Genomic DNA, 14441 nt, shown 5'->3' on the forward strand with positions numbered 1-14441 from the left:
CCAAGCAACTTGCTAAGATAGCTATCGTGAAGTTGATTTTCTTAACTTATCCGGTATTGGGATATGCCTTATGGACTCCAACGGATGATACAGCAGCATCCATGGACCTGAAAAACGCATAACCTCCTTGATTTTTTGACGGTAAACCGGTGTATAACAATGAATAGAGCACTTCGCACAAGCCGTTTTCTCTTCACCAAATTTGCAGTGGGATAGTCTTTTCATAGCATACTCATTTACGTTCTGACATTCCTCACAGAGCTCTTTTTTATGATGTTTTTTCTTACAATATATACCGATCATTTTTGAAACAATAACTTTTTCTTTGCGGATTTTAGGGCCATCGTTCAACTGTTGCTCTGCTCCTGTTCTCATATAATGAAGCCTCCTTGACTTTTAATTGGGCTGCTCGAGATTTAGCAACTATACATAGTGAGTGGAACAGGCTCTCCACTTGGCCGTTATCTGCGATCAACCTCACTTGATTTATATGATCCTATTTTAGCAGAACGATTTCACTATGGGCGTAACTCTAAAATCTCACTTCACCGTTTTGTTGAATGAATTCCTCGCTTGAATTAAATCCTGCTACTGAATGAGGATAACGCCTTTTGCCCATGCTGGGCGTACCCATACAAAAAAGCGACCAATGAAGGTCGCTTTTTCTCATACATCATAGGAGCCGAACCGTGAATAAGCAAACTCACAATTCACGGCCCTTCGATAAGTGTTAGTTCAATGAATCTAAGAGATCCTTAATCTGTGGATTAAGGGATAATGTATTCAGAATAATCGTTATTGCTTCCGCACGTGTAGCCTTACCATGAGGATTAAAGGTACCATCGTTCATCCCATTGACAATACCCGCTTTAGCTATATCCTTAATGGCTTGGGCAGCATAGGAGCTTGCATTGGATAAATCCGTAAAATCGCCCCTGGAATCATCTTTGTTCACATCACTCAAGTTTACAATACGTGTTACAAGAACAGCTATTTCTTCACGGCTGATCGCTTGGTTCGGCCGGAATGTTCCGTCTCCATAACCACTAAGAACCCCTGCACCAACCAGCTCTTCAATCGCTTCTTTTGCCCAATGACTGCTAATATCGCTCACAGCAACTGAATGGCCAGTAGTAGCGCTCATATCAAATACCCGGGAGATAAGCATTGCGAACTCCGCACGTGTGATATTGCCATTAGGCTTAAACTGTCCGTTCTCATAGCCGCGGATAAAATTAAGATTTACGAAAGTTTCTATTGTCTTTTCGGCCCAGTGTCCTTTACTATCAGCCAAATCATTCTTAACACCTGCTTTGATAGCCTCCGCTACCTTAGACCCGATAGCTGAAACTAAGCCCACTTCATCAATAATACTGCTGTTGAATGCATTATCAGCTGGTGTTGGTGTTGGTGTTACTGTTGGTGTCGGTGTTGGTGTCGGTATTACTGTTGGTTTTGGTGTTGGTTCACTGGGTGGCACGACTAGCGCCACAGCATTGGAAGCTGCAGAGGCTGTACCACTACCCAGAGCATTTACCGCCTTCACCGTAAAGGTATATGTGACTCCGTTGGTCAGTCCCTCTACCGTAATCGGACTTGCTGTGCCCACTGCCGTGATATTTCCCGGCGAGGATATAACTTCATAATTCGTTATCGGACTGCCTCCATTAACTGACGGTATATCGAAGCTAATCGTAGCTCGCCCATTGCCAGCTGTTGCCGACACATTTGTTGGAGATGCTGGAACGGTGACAGGTATTGCACTCACTTCATTGGAAGCAGCACTGTCTCCCCCCGGATTCGTTGCCTTAACAACAAAATAGTAAGGGGTACCATTCTCCAGCCCTGTTACATCATAGCTGTATGTTGAACTGCTTACCGTAGCTTCTTCCGCTCCATAAGCCCCGGAAGTCGTACTTTTGTAAATTTTATACCCTGTGGAGCCGTCAATTGAATTCCAAGTAAGGCTTACTTTCGAATTACTCGCCGTAACAGGCAGTAGTACAGGTGCTCCTGGCACTGGAACTTGCGGCGTTACGCTGACTTCATTTGAGCTACCGCTTGAACCTCCAGGGTTGCTTGCCTTGACAACGAATATATACGTTGTTCCGTTCGTCAGGCCTGTTACCGTGTAGGTGTAGGTTGCACCACTCACTGTTGCTACAGGGGTAGGATCGTAGGAATCCCCAGCAGTTCGCGAGTACAGAGCGTAGCCGGCTGCTCCTTGAGCACCATTCCAGCTTAGTGTCGCTTGTCCATCACCGGCTGCCGCCGCAAGTCCTGTTGGTGCTGCCGGGGCTGGCATCTGCGGAATAGCACTGACTTCATTTGAGCTACCGCTTGAGCCTCCGGCATTGGTTGCCTTGACAACGAAATTGTACGTTGTTCCGTTGGTCAGGCCTGTTACCGTGTAGGTGTAGGTTGCACCACTCACTGTTGCTACAGGGGTAGGATCATAGGAATCCGCAGCAGTTCGCGAGTACAGAGCATAATCGACTGCTCCTTGAGCACCTTTCCAGTTTAATGTCGCTTGTCCATCACCTGCTGTCACCGTGAGTCCTGTCGGTGCTGCCGGGGCTGGCATCTGCGGAATAGCACTGACTTCATTTGAGTAAGCACTATTGACGTCATTTTTACTAGATTTAACCGCAAAATAATAGGTTTCCCCGTTCGTCAGTCCTGCAATTGTTGCAGTTGTTCCAGTGAGATTGGCTACCGGAGTGACGTCATATACACCTGGTGCAGATCCTTGATAGACGTCATAGCTCGTTGCATTCGATACGCCGCTCCAGTTCAACGTCACTTGGCTGTCTCCTGCTGTAGCCGTTAATCCAGTTGGCGCTGACGGAATATCGGAGTACAATGCAAACTCAGTAATATCCGGGAAAAGTGACCATGCTGTAATCGTTACCTTCACATATCGTGCACTGACAGGTTGAGGTAATGTTCTAGAGAGCTTAACATTCGTATTTCCGGACACTGTATCTACTTCAGCCCACGTTAAATCATCATTGCTTATTTCAAGCTTGATCGCACTATTGTACCGACCAGTCAATGTTTCTACAGCGTACTTATTAAATTGTGTTACTGAACCTAAGTCAACCTTAAGCCAAGGAGGTGTACTCGTATTTGCCGGTCCCCATTCCGATCCTGAATTGCCGTCAACTGCATAGCTTGCATAAGCATAGCCACCCCATACACTACTGGCTGTCGCTGTTTTATTTAATGCTAAGTTAGTGCTGCTGGCGCCTGCATACACAGGAATCGTTCCTACCAGAATAAATAATGCCAATAACAAAACCATACTTCTTTTAATCATATACCTCTTTCACTCACCCTTCTAGTTTTCAATGATAATGGTCTTCTTTATGAGGCATCCTGCTCTCCTACATAAGATTCTCCATAATTCGACATAAAGTGATTTTATCAGATAATCCCAATAAAATCCTTATAAAATACGTATATCAAAAAATAAAATGTTTGGTAGATCACCATAGCACCATAGGCAAGAGAGATAGCAATATTCATCTGAAGTGGAAGGGTGTATTGAGCTAGAAAAACACTCAATATTTTGTTGTTTTTTTCTTAAATATGGGGTTATAGACTAACTGAAACTATCTTATAATAAAATTGGGATTGGATATTATACCCATTTGTGAACGCGCGTTTACAAAGGGCCAGTTAACCACTTTAATAGGAGGAATGGTTATGCAATATGGTTATTTTGATGAAAAGAACAAAGAATATCTCATTACAAAACCGAATACCCCTGCACCTTGGGCGAACTACCTCGGATCGCCGGAATACGGCGCCATCATTTCTGGCAACGCAGGAGGCTATAGCTTTGTAAAATCCGGAGCAAACGGGCGGCATATAAGGTACCACTTCAACTCCAAGGACGAACCGGGACGCTACATTTACGTGAGAGATCTGGAGAACGGGGATTATTGGTCCGGCTCCTGGCAGCCGGTGGGCAAGGATCTGGAACAGTACAAATCTGTGTGCCATCATGGAACCGGATACACGAACATCGTCTCGGATTATGACAACATTCATACAGAATCATTATATTACGTGCCGCTGAACAGATCCTACGAAGTATGGCGCATGAAGGTCCGCAATGATGGCTCCAAGGCCCGGAAGCTGGCACTCTTCGGATTTGTCGAATTCACCAACGATAACAATTACGAACAGGATACCGTGAACCTTCAATACACTTTGTTCATTTCACGGACCTATTACAACAACAATAAGATTCTGCAAGTGATCAACGAAAACACACCAGAGGAGCAAAGCTGGAGATTTTTCGGCGCTGCAGGTGCGGAGGTAACCGCCTACGATGGCGACCGGGATACATTTCTCGGCGATTACCGCAGTTACAGCAATCCGTCCTCCGTGGAAAAGGGCCAATGTGCCAATTCGCTGAACTATAACACCAATGCCTGCGGTGCCCTGCAGATCAACGTAGATTTGCAGCCAGGAGAAGAGAAGGAAATTGTATATCTCCTCGGACAGTATGACGAGAAAGGCGCGTCCGAAATTCTTAGCCATTATAATGATTTGTCCGTTGTTGACAAGGAGCTCGAAGAGCTGAAGACATTCTGGCACAGTAAGCTTAACCGCTTCCAGGTCCAGACACCAAGCGACAATCTGAACAACATGATCAACACTTGGAATGCATATCAATGCTTCATCACTTTCATCTGGTCACGTGCGGCCTCCTTCCAATACTCCGGTCTGCGTAACGGACTCGGCTATCGGGATACCGTGCAGGATATTCAAGGCATCATTCATCTTGATCATGAGATGGCACTTGAGCGTCTGCGGCTGATGATCTCGGCTCAGGTCTCCAACGGCGGCGGTCTGCCGCTCGTAAAATTTAACCATAACCCCGGACATGAGGGCACGCCCGACGATCCGGAATACGTGCGTGAGACCGGTCATCCTCATTATCGTGCCGACGATGCCTTATGGCTATTCCCGACCACCATCAAGTATTTGAATGAAAGCGGTAACTGGGACTTCACGGATGAAGTGATTCCCTATTCAGACCAAGGCGAAGCCACGGTTTACGAGCATCTGCGCCAAGCCCTTCAATTCAGCCTGGATCGAATGGGTGCCCACGGTATGCCTGTCGGTCTTCATGCGGACTGGAACGATTGTCTGCGCCTTGGAGCTAAGGGAGAGTCACTATTCGTCGCCTTCCAACTGTACATGGCCTTCAAAGTTTTCATTGAAATCGCACAAAATAAAAGCAAGCCTGACGACGTAGTGTGGGCACAGTGCCTGCTCGATGAGCTCGATGAAAACATTCAGAAGCATGCCTGGGAGAATGATCAATTTGTCCGCGGCTTTACAGAGGATAACTATACGATCGGCTCCTGGGAGAACGATGAGGCAAAAATCTGGCTGAATCCGCAAAGCTGGTCCGTACTAAGCGGTGCCGCCCGCCCGGATCAGGCGAAGCTCTCCATGGACAAAGTGTACGAGAATCTGCGTACCGATTATGGCACCATGCTATTCTATCCGCCATTCCGGAAATATGGTTTGCCCGTAGCACTGATGGCCCTTTTCAACCCGTCAACCAAAGAAAATGCCGGCATCTTTAGCCAGCCGCAGGGATGGCTCATTCTGGCGGAAACGATGATCGGCAACGGTGAACGTGCGTTCGAGTATTTCTTGAACTGCAGCCCAGCTAGCATGAACGATAAAGCCGAAATCCGCAAACTTGAGCCTTACGTGCATGGTCAGTTCGTTGAGTCTAAAGATAGCCCCTATCAAGGCCGGGCACATGTCCACTGGCTCACCGGAACTGCCTCGACCGTGATGGTCTCTCTAGTGGAGGGCATCATGGGAGTACAACCGCAGATCGATGGCCTTCGGATCAATCCGTGCGTGCCCTCCGACTGGACAGACTTCTCCATGGTGCGGGAATTCCGCGGATTGAAGCTGAACATTCAGGTGGAGAACAAGAACAGCGTACAAAAAGGAGTTACCCATATCGTCATTAACGGTGAGCAAATTCAAGGTAACCTAATTCCTCTCACCAAAATGCAGGCAGAAAACACCGTACGGGTTATCATGGGGTAAGACCTTTTAATAAGGATAAACAAGTGCCCTTATAGTTAAAAAAACAGCGGCAGTCCAGGACTTTGTTCTCGCGTCCAGGGTTGCCGCTGTTTGTATTATTGGATCAGTTTGGTCACTGACTTTATGAGTTCGTTTTTTACCATAATTTTTGCAATGTTGAGCTAACCTCCTGATCAGAATCACTGATCATTAAGGACCTTGTTCGTCCACTCTTTCATAGTGTAGCTTGCTGGTTTAAACACACATCGAGAATCCACGGCCATGGACCGTAGCCCGCTTCTACGTTGATGTGACCCATTTTAGGCAACATAACGCAAGGGACCCCTAAATCTAAATATTGAGAAACATCTTCTACCGAACAATAAGGGTCTGTTGAGGATAAAACAAACAGCGCCTTTTCCGCCACCGTTGCAATCTCAGCCAAGTTATCCGGTACAGGGAAAAACGTCATCACAGGCTCATATTTCAAAAATGGCGAAGGCGGTGCTACCAGAATCGCTCGCTGAATTTTTCGTTTCGGATGTGAAGTCGCATAGTGAAACCACATAATGCACGCTAAACTGTGAGCTACAACGATTACTTCTTCCTCCTGCGGAATTTCTTCAAGAACAGAAGATAAATAGTCAAGCCAAATATCCTTATCGGGCTGATCCTTGTCTGGAAAATCAGGAAAATAGACTTGTTCACCTTGCTTCACCAGCTCTTGCTGTAACCATCTTTGCCAATGATCGGGTCCACTGCCGCCGACGCCATACAAAAGAAGAAAACTTCTACTCATGATAACCATACCTCCACAATAGTCGTATAAAATTATGATTGCATCCTTCTCGATTCTGCTAAACCTTGTATTCTTCTTGTTTTAGATAAATGTCATTATACAGTAAAGCAAATTGAAATAATTCATATTTTACATGAGTAGATGCTCATGACATGTACACAAGTGGCCTCTCCCCCAACTTAACTTTAACCCAGTCGGCGAACTAATAAATAAAGTATCCATAATCGAACAAGAAACGGCTACCGAGAAGGGGATTGAGATCGGCACAATTCTCATCGCCGAAGGTAATTATCACTGTTTACGTGACGGCCAAAGCCTCCCGTCTCCGTATAGGCTCAGTGAAACCCACTGTATCTATTAACCGTAAGCCTCAAAAACCACATCATAGTAAGCTTAATAACCGCCACGACTAGTCCAAACAACTGATAAAACGAAAAAAGACACCGGTTAAGGTGTCTTCACTGATACTCCATATGGGGCCGAGGGGATCCGAACCCCCGTCCGAAGATAACGGCACATAAGTTTCTACGAGTGTAGTTACAGTTTTGATGTCACACTAGAAGCCCTCTAGGCGAGATACTTCTTGGCGGATGCAGTTAGTAAGTAGTCGAACCCCGCCTCTTATGAGCAATAGAAAGGGAGCATCCGCTGATAGGATGCTCCCACGTTCTTTACTTTCTCAAAGCATTGATCTCCTGTTCTGTTAATCCAGTGGCCTTTACAATGGTCATTATGTCCAGATTCAAGTCAAGCATATTCTTCGCTACTTCCTTTATACCTGCCAACTTAGCACTTCCCAGCATGGAGGCCTCATCGTGCAAATACTTCTGTCTGGATTCATACAACCGTCTGGCCTCTGAATCCTGACTCAAATATTGCAAGGTATCCATTGCCTTCTCCAATCCTGGCTCATTCATCTTCAGCACCTCCCATTGTGATGTATCCGCACCTTTCAGAAACAACAGCCAATTAATCAATCCACCTTCAGACGGAACACTACGTTCATCCAGCTTCGGCAACTCCAAGAAATGAACCTCTATGTCGTCAATCAAGGATAACCCTGTCCGGTCTTCCCGCAAATGAAATACGTTATGATATTGCTCATTCTTCAAGAACGAATAATTCAAAATGTTGATCGTCACGCATTTCTTCAACTTTGGATACTTCTCACCCTCACTGAGTTGACTCGCATACCGTTTGCTCCAATAAAAGAGTGTTCTTTTCTCTATGTCGTACTTATTAAACAGCTGCATCTCTATATCAATCAGTTTTACCTTCAGAAGTCTTGGCATAAACATCAAAGATGGATTGTTTGTCGAGCGGATCGTCTTTATCCGTATAAGGATTCATCAGAATGATCTCAGTCAGCGGCGGCTCGCCAGCTTCTGTGAAAATGCGGTTAAGAAACGCCAGCAGCACATCCTTATTGTTCTCGCTGCCAAATATCCGTTTGAATACAAAATCCACACGCGGATCCAACAATTCCATCAGCATCAGCTCCATTCGTTATTATTATATCATCTTTCAAGGAAACTGAGCTTTGAGGGAATAACTAATAACGAAAAAAAACACCCCTAAAGGTGTCTTCAATGATACTCCATATGGGGCCGAGGGGATCCGAACCCCCGTCCGAAGATAACGGCACATAAGCTTCTACGAGTGTATTCACAGTCTTGATGTCACCCGAAACACTCCTCTTTAAACGTGCCGTGCGGCTTTCATTTATTTGATTGGAATATATATTCCCAACTCACAGTCGGAATGGCCGGCTTTGAATTCATAATACTCAATGGTATCCAGTTCAGCTAACTCATAGCCTGATTCAGGTAACCAAACTCCGTATATGAACTGGTATGTGTCTTTTAAGTGCTGGATGGAATCTTGATGTGAAAAGACCGCATACTTTGAGCTTGGAATCCTTCTACTTATCATTCCTGAAGGAATTTGCTTAGATGGAACAACTTCCGTGCAAGCGATATAGGAAAATTCATTTTCATCTGTGATATCTGGATAATATTCGCATATTCCTAAACGGTCTTCCGACAAGGACAGGCATTCAATCTCTGGCCATCTTTCATTAAAAGCAGTCCACAGTTCTGTTATCATGCCAGGCCCTGGCAGTACCATCGCTTGGAGACCCATAACTTGAAATTCTTTTTTGTACACAACCTTTGTATGAACCGATAAAGAAGACAGGTTTGCTCGTTTTTTGTTTAAGTACTGGTCTATATTTGCTTTTTCGTAAAGAACAATAACATCCTTGTCTCTTCTGTACCTGCCCGGTGTAATTCCGAACTGTTTCGTAAAAGCACGGCTATAGGTTTCTTGTGATTCAAAGCCATACTCCATGGCAATCTCAATGATCCGTTTCTCGCCGGCAAGCAATTCAATGGCACTCTGACTTAATCTCCGTTTACGAATATATTCCTTCACCGATTCCCCAACCAAGCCTCGAAAAATCCGATAAAAATGAGTCATTGAAAAAAATGTCTGCTCCGCAATAATATTCGGACTTAAATCTTCTGTTAGGTGTAGTTCAATAAAATCAATTGTTTTCTGAACCTTATCGTAATAATCCATCTCATCATCCAGTTCTATTTAGCATATTTTTCTTTTATCGGCAGCCAGAACTCATAACAATTCCCTTTATTTATTTTAGGAGCCGGGTAGGCTTCTATTTCTGGTACATTTGCATGAACATATGAAGAATTAGGGAGCCATTCTCCAAATGCATACAGTTCAGCCTCAATTAGGGCTTCGACGGTTGCTCCGTAATTTTCAAAGATTGCCCACATCGAAGCAGGCACCGTATACTCCTCCAAGTCCCAGCCCTCTGGGGCATAATCACTCTCCGTAGCGACATAAAACCAAAAGCTTCTATTATCCGGGTCATTTTCTACCCTTGAAACACCTATGGAATAGCTATTCGTAACTGTATCCTCAAGATTATTATGGCTATTTCGGAACAACTCCGTCAAACCCTCTTGTCTGCATTTTTCCCAAAATTGACCGAACATTTCGTTATCCTGTTCTACCCACGTTCTACGTCCATAAATTTTGAATTCTGATTTGCTTTCTATTCTCACATTTACCACGAAATCGACTCCTTTCTTGTTTTATAACCGAAGTATATCTATTTGATCCGACTCTTTTTTGATATTTCTTACCCAATTCGTCTGCACGGGTTAAGTTATGCGGCTGTGAAATGAGGCAATCTACACAAGTACGCTTTGTTGCACCCAACATAAGTACTGATTTAGCAATTGCATAGAAAGATTTGAGTTCCTTGAGTAACAAATAATTTGACTATATGACAAAAAAATACACCGGTTAAGGTGTCTTCTACTTTACTCCATATGGAGCCGAGGGGAGTCGAACCCCTGTCCGAAGATCAAGGCATATAAGTTTCTACGAGTATAGGCACAGATTTGATGTCACCCGAGTATCGCCCCGTAACCGGTTATACGTTGGGTAAGCCTGATTATCTTCTTCTGCTGACCCCAGGCGGAGACCAGACAGCGTATCCCACTACTTGTTAGCCCCTATCCCTGTCACATGGGCGATGCAGGATGTGCTTACTAGCGCTTAGCATATTTACGTTAAGTACTCCACAATGTATAATTGTTATAACAGTTAAATTTGATAATAATGAGGATTTCTAATGAAAAGAGTGGTTGAAATGGAACGAAAAGTTACAAAGTTTGGGAACAGTTTAGGCATAACAATGACTGATGCTCTGAAACAAATAGGGCTGGATCAAGGGGATACCGTTCTTATCGACGTAAACCAGTCTACTGGAGAAATCATTATCAGAAAATCAACAAAGGTGTCGCTTCCCAATGGGATTAGTAAAGATTTCATGGATTCTTTGGCGGATGTCATTAATAAATACGATCAGACATTACAAGGTCTCAAAGACAGATGACCCTAACCCGTTATTTATCCGTTCAAGAAGTCATAGCCATTAACTTTGCAATGATTCAACGTTACAGTCCAGGTGAACAAATTGGTGTAAAAGACCCGGGGTTGCTCGAATCCGCAGTCCTCCGCCCACAATCTTCAGCTTTTGAAGAAGACGCTTACCCCACCATATTTGAAAAAGCTGCCGCTTTGTTTGAGTCCCTAGGTCAAAACCATCCCTTTCACAATGCAAATAAACGCACTGCTTTTACAGCACTCGTTATTTTTCTAAGCTACAATCAGTTGCGCTTTAATATGGATGTTAAAAAAGCAGAGGATTTCACAGTAGATATGGTTAACCATAAATATGAACTCCAGGTATTAGCTAAGATTATTCAAGCACATTGTGTCCCTAACGAAATTATAAGAAAAAACACAAAAAAGCGGCCATTATAGGTCGCTTTTCTAATACTCCATATGGAGCCGACGGGATTCCGAACCCTGTCCGAAGATAACGCTTCTACGAGTGTAGTTAAAATCTCTTAACCAGTTGTTACTCTTTAAGACCTGTCAGACGGATTTCATTTAGCTCCTCCGCGGTTAATAATCCGGATTTGTACAAATTCATGTACTCTTGAGATACGCTTTGATTAAAAATCAGCAAATCATCCGTATTAATCGTCACCGGGATTCCAAAATTATAAAGCTCTCGAATTGGATGGCTACCGTAATTCTCCACCACACTAAGCATAATATTGCTTGTTGGACAGACATTCAATTGAATATGGTGATCGGACAACCACCTCATAATCTGAGGTGAGCGGGCTGCTGCGATCCCATGATGAACCTCTTGGAGCCCTAACTCTTCGACGGCCTCCCTTACATCATCAGCAGTTCCGAATTCCCCCACATGAGCTTTTAAAACCAGACCCGCAGATTTTGCGGCTCTGTAGATGGACTTGAAGTATGCAATAGGCTGAGCAAATTCATCACCGCAGATATCTATAGACCGGAACCAGCGGAAAGCCAATATTTCATCGATCCGTCCATAAAGTTCATCGATATTGCAGGCCCGATCCAAGGCTAGTTCCGGTAGAAACCGTGTTTTGGGAGCAAAAACGCAATGAAGATCGTCAATTATTTGCGAAAATAGTTCCATTCCTCCCAAAGTATCAATCTCGTCTATTCCGAAGCTTAATACCAATCTCTCTATGTGATCTTCAGCCGCCTGAACAAAGGAAGCTTCGATACGTTTCAAATAGCCTTGTATACCGGGACAATGGCATTTCACATGTTCAACAAACCAGCTTTGCATTCCAAGCAATGATTGAAAAGGTTCTGAAGGCGGTTGAATTCTAACGTTAGCCCATTCGCCAATATATTGAATCGTCCCTCCACGCCCGGCGTGGTTATGCAAATCGCTTTTCGGGATGGCTTGTAAATTCGTTAGAGACTCATTCATCAAGCTATCCATAAAAGTTTGTTTTATAGAGAACGGCTCAAGATCAGCTGACAACCTTACCAACTCCTTCAAGATATTGGAATGATATATAGCCAATATTCCCACACCATAAAATCACTGTCAATGCATTTTGCCGGTCGAGCGATATTCACCGGGGTATACTCATGATAAGTCAGCACCCCGTGTTACCAAGGCTCTGCAACCACCACATACCCTTGAATAACTCCCAAAAACATGAAAAAAGACACCCATTAAGGTGTCCTCTACTTTACTCCATATGGAGCCGAGGGGAGTCGAACCCCTGTCCGAAGATAACGGCACATAAGTTTCTACGAGTGTAGTTACAGTTTTGATGTCACCCGAGAAGCCCCCCGTCTAATGACTTATATCCTAAAAGACTGCAACTTTTTCACTAATTTATAAACTTCGGTATGGGGATCACATTCTTTGTATTGAAGAATCTTTATCTTCTCTGCATTGATTTTCTCTAATCGCTCGGCATTAAGAATTGCATTATCTGTCTGATCTCCGATATAAGTAAAAATACATTCTCCTTTTTTATAATTAGGAATATATTTTTCCAGTTTCTTTATAAGTTTTTTTATACTTATATTTGTATTTAGTCTCTCATAATGCAATAGAAACCATACTTCAAAGCAAGGATTAGAATAGACTATATTTGTGCAATGTTTTTTAGCTCGGCTTAATAATTGAACTACATAATCATTATCAACGGCAACATCTAAATCCACAATGCACCAAATTTCATCAACCCCACTTTTCACATCTAATTGTTTGTCGTTAATAATTCTATTTGCTTCTGCTAATAAACTTATAGGATCAGTTTGCTTTGCCTTTGCAACTTTGACATCGATATTAACCCTTCTGGATTTAAAGTTATTGAAATATGCTTCTTCTGTCTGACCTTCGCATAATATGTAAATTCTTTTATTTGGTTCACGTGTACCAACACGTCTGACATTTTTCCCGACTTTCCCCCTACCCAATTAGATCTCCTCCCTTTATGAAGGGCAGGGCTCCATAACGACCTGATAAATATCCTTTTTCAATATTCTCATCATTGCGAATTTTGAGCTCAACTAAAGAGTATAAATCTGAGCATCCTGTAGTTGAATCCTTTTCTGTTAACCATATCTGATCTCTTCTAAACAACCCCTGATTTAGCAAGTTTGTATCATGAGTTGTAAAAATAAGCTGTGCATTTTTTTTGTTAGTATGACTGTCATGAAATAGGCTCAATAAATACTCCGTTAATTTAGGATGCATACTTACATCCAGTTCATCTATGCAAATTACATTCCCCTCCTGAAGAGCAACAAGGATAGGAACCATTATACCTAAGAATTTCCTCGTTCCTTTGGACTCATCTACCCAATCTATCTCTGCAGAAAAGGGACTATCATCATCTAACAATACATTATGAACAGCCCTAACCTCATATATTTTCTGCCCTTTTATTTTTTCTTTAACTTCATCAGGGAAGAGTTTTATTATGTCATTATCTATTTCTTCTTCCTTAATTTTAATTTCCTTTATACCAAAATCAGCTATCTCTAAAGCCTGAATCGTTAATTTCAACAAATCCCTGTCGTCATTAAGTAACTTAAGAACATCTTCACCACGTTCATTGTTATTATATTTTAAAGTATTATTAAACCATTTGTAGGCATCCGCGACTAATTCTAAGTTCAATTTAAATGCATTTGAGAAATAAAGAATATTGTCGGCAGTTAACTCTTTTATTGTATTTTGTTTAGCTTTATTTGTTACAAATTTATATTCATTGACATTTACTCTTTCAAAGATGACACGTTGTCTATCGTTTGGCCAATAATATAAATATTCCTCTATAACTTTATGCCTATCTAATTTAAATCCATACGCATACCGAACACCATTTGTATAGAATTGAATATCAAATATTGAAGGTTTATTAGTTGTTATAGGATCTAGCAGAAAAGGATCAGTGTCTATCCCTTCGTCTTTTTGAAAAGTATGGCTTCTAGTGACCATGAATTTCATATAAGAAAGTGCCATTAATGTATTGGTCTTCCCTGATGCATTAGCACCGTAGATTACTGCTGACCTTAACAATATTTTATTAGAAGCATATTCGAAATAGTTCTCTAATACATTTTGTTTAGACTTATCTTTTGCTGGGATCAAACTAAACATTGCTCTCTTCTTAAA

Annotated in this window: 11 protein-coding genes and 1 pseudogene; 3 read left to right on the top strand and 9 right to left on the bottom strand. The window is 42.8% G+C overall.

Annotated features, from left to right (window positions below; translation table 11 throughout):
• Window positions 1-21: 21 nt before the first annotated feature.
• Both A3842_RS26835 and A3842_RS26840 read right to left on the bottom strand, forming a co-directional pair.
• Window positions 22-375 carry a nitrous oxide-stimulated promoter family protein gene (locus A3842_RS26835; RefSeq protein WP_074103334.1) on the bottom strand — a complete coding sequence of 118 codons (354 nt, stop codon included), beginning with the start codon at window positions 373-375 and terminating at the stop codon, window positions 22-24.
• A 355-nt stretch (window positions 376-730) separates the two neighbouring features.
• Window positions 731-3319 carry a fibronectin type III domain-containing protein gene (locus A3842_RS26840; protein WP_083609747.1) on the bottom strand — a complete coding sequence of 863 codons (2589 nt, stop codon included), beginning with the start codon at window positions 3317-3319 and terminating at the stop codon, window positions 731-733.
• 389 nt (window positions 3320-3708) lie between these two features.
• Between A3842_RS26840 and A3842_RS26850 the strand changes: the two genes are divergently transcribed.
• Window positions 3709-6090, top strand: coding sequence for a glycoside hydrolase family 94 protein (locus A3842_RS26850; protein ID WP_074103335.1), 2382 nt, complete (start codon window positions 3709-3711; stop codon window positions 6088-6090).
• Between the two features lie 214 nt (window positions 6091-6304).
• On the opposite strand, the gene A3842_RS26855 is transcribed toward A3842_RS26850, so the two are convergent.
• The 4 genes and pseudogenes from A3842_RS26855 to A3842_RS26870 form a co-directional block, all read right to left on the bottom strand.
• Window positions 6305-6868 carry an RBBP9/YdeN family alpha/beta hydrolase gene (locus tag A3842_RS26855; RefSeq protein ID WP_074103336.1) on the bottom strand — a complete coding sequence of 188 codons (564 nt, stop codon included), beginning with the start codon at window positions 6866-6868 and terminating at the stop codon, window positions 6305-6307.
• A gap of 671 nt (window positions 6869-7539) precedes the next feature.
• Window positions 7540-8359, bottom strand: a pseudogene (locus A3842_RS26860) (Rpn family recombination-promoting nuclease/putative transposase).
• Between the two features lie 231 nt (window positions 8360-8590).
• Window positions 8591-9448: an AraC family transcriptional regulator gene (locus A3842_RS26865; RefSeq protein ID WP_074088741.1), complete on the bottom strand. Its 858-nt coding sequence runs from the start codon at window positions 9446-9448 to the stop codon at window positions 8591-8593.
• Between the two features lie 14 nt (window positions 9449-9462).
• Window positions 9463-9963: a GyrI-like domain-containing protein gene (locus A3842_RS26870; protein WP_074103337.1), complete on the bottom strand. Its 501-nt coding sequence runs from the start codon at window positions 9961-9963 to the stop codon at window positions 9463-9465.
• A 566-nt stretch (window positions 9964-10529) separates the two neighbouring features.
• Between A3842_RS26870 and A3842_RS26875 the strand changes: the two genes are divergently transcribed.
• Together A3842_RS26875 and A3842_RS26880 are read left to right on the top strand one after the other, a co-directional pair.
• A complete protein-coding gene (locus A3842_RS26875) occupies window positions 10530-10793 on the top strand; it encodes an AbrB/MazE/SpoVT family DNA-binding domain-containing protein (RefSeq protein ID WP_074088739.1) in 264 nt (87 codons plus the stop codon).
• Window positions 10790-11224 (top strand): type II toxin-antitoxin system death-on-curing family toxin, encoded by a 435-nt coding sequence (locus tag A3842_RS26880; protein ID WP_074088738.1) that lies wholly within the window; start codon window positions 10790-10792, stop codon window positions 11222-11224. The genes A3842_RS26875 and A3842_RS26880 overlap by 4 nt, the downstream gene beginning before the upstream one ends.
• A 97-nt stretch (window positions 11225-11321) precedes the next feature.
• On the opposite strand, the gene A3842_RS26885 is transcribed toward A3842_RS26880, so the two are convergent.
• The 3 genes from A3842_RS26885 to A3842_RS26895 all read right to left on the bottom strand — a co-directional run.
• Entirely contained in the window at window positions 11322-12284 is a 963-nt protein-coding gene (locus A3842_RS26885; protein ID WP_218618700.1) for an amidohydrolase family protein, read from the bottom strand.
• Between the two features lie 329 nt (window positions 12285-12613).
• Complete coding sequence (locus tag A3842_RS26890) at window positions 12614-13237, bottom strand: RloB family protein (protein WP_074103338.1); 624 nt, start codon at window positions 13235-13237, stop codon at window positions 12614-12616.
• Window positions 13230-14441: AAA family ATPase (locus A3842_RS26895; RefSeq protein WP_218618701.1), on the bottom strand; the 1212-nt coding region annotated here is incomplete at its 5' end. The genes A3842_RS26895 and A3842_RS26890, both read right to left, overlap by 8 nt.

Origin of the sequence: Paenibacillus sp. P3E (genome assembly GCF_001909045.1) — a bacterium.
In the GTDB taxonomy this organism is placed as follows: Bacteria; Bacillota; Bacilli; order Paenibacillales; family Paenibacillaceae; genus Paenibacillus_AQ; species Paenibacillus_AQ helianthi.

Bases quoted from the DNA above. Each gene is read 5' to 3' on its own strand.
- A3842_RS26835 (WP_074103334.1), bottom strand. From the start codon at position 375: ATGAGAACAGGAGCAGAGCAACAGTTGAACGATGGCCCTAAAATCCGC.
- A3842_RS26840 (WP_083609747.1), bottom strand. From the start codon at position 3,319: ATGATTAAAAGAAGTATGGTTTTGTTATTGGCATTATTTATTCTGGTA.
- A3842_RS26850 (WP_074103335.1), top strand. From the start codon at position 3,709: ATGCAATATGGTTATTTTGATGAAAAGAACAAAGAATATCTCATTACA.
- A3842_RS26855 (WP_074103336.1), bottom strand. From the start codon at position 6,868: ATGAGTAGAAGTTTTCTTCTTTTGTATGGCGTCGGCGGCAGTGGACCC.
- A3842_RS26865 (WP_074088741.1), bottom strand. From the start codon at position 9,448: ATGGATTATTACGATAAGGTTCAGAAAACAATTGATTTTATTGAACTA.
- A3842_RS26875 (WP_074088739.1), top strand. From the start codon at position 10,530: ATGAAAAGAGTGGTTGAAATGGAACGAAAAGTTACAAAGTTTGGGAAC.
- A3842_RS26880 (WP_074088738.1), top strand. From the start codon at position 10,790: ATGACCCTAACCCGTTATTTATCCGTTCAAGAAGTCATAGCCATTAAC.